The following is a 461-nucleotide window of genomic DNA, read 5'->3' on the forward strand; positions in this document are numbered from 1 at the left end:
CGGCGAGGGGGAGGGTGCCGGTGAGGTGGGCGGCGGAGAGTTCGCCGATGGAGTGGCCGATGAGCGCGGTGGGCTGAACGCCTGCCTTTTGGAGCAGGCGGTAGCCGGCCACGTGGTGGGCGAACAGGGCGGGCTGGGTGTAGAGCGTGGTTTCCAGCAGCGCGGCGTGCTCGCTGCCGGGTTCGGCGAACATCACGTCCCGTAGCGGGACCTCGGTGTCGAGGTGCTGGTCCAGCGCTGTGCACACCTCGTCCAACGACTCGGCATAGCCGGGGAAGGTCTCGTACAGGTCGCGGCCCATGCCGGGTCGCTGGCTGCCCTGCCCGGAGAACATCACGGCAAGCCGCCCACCGGTCTCGGCGGACCCGGGGCCGGCGACCAGCGAGGGGTGGGTGGCGCCGGCGGCGAGTGCGGTGAGGGCTTCGTGGAGTTCCGTGCGGTCGGCGGTGATCACTCCCGCG

At 71.8% G+C, this 461-nt stretch carries 1 protein-coding gene; it reads right to left on the reverse strand.

All coding sequences use genetic code 11. The features are described 5' to 3' along the window. Positions 1-461 (reverse strand): acyltransferase domain-containing protein (locus LG396_RS38920; RefSeq protein ID WP_225798332.1); only part of this gene is annotated, 461 nt, incomplete at both ends.

Origin of the sequence: Streptomyces aculeolatus (genome assembly GCF_020400605.1) — a bacterium.
GTDB classification, from domain to species: domain Bacteria; phylum Actinomycetota; class Actinomycetes; order Streptomycetales; family Streptomycetaceae; genus Streptomyces; species Streptomyces aculeolatus.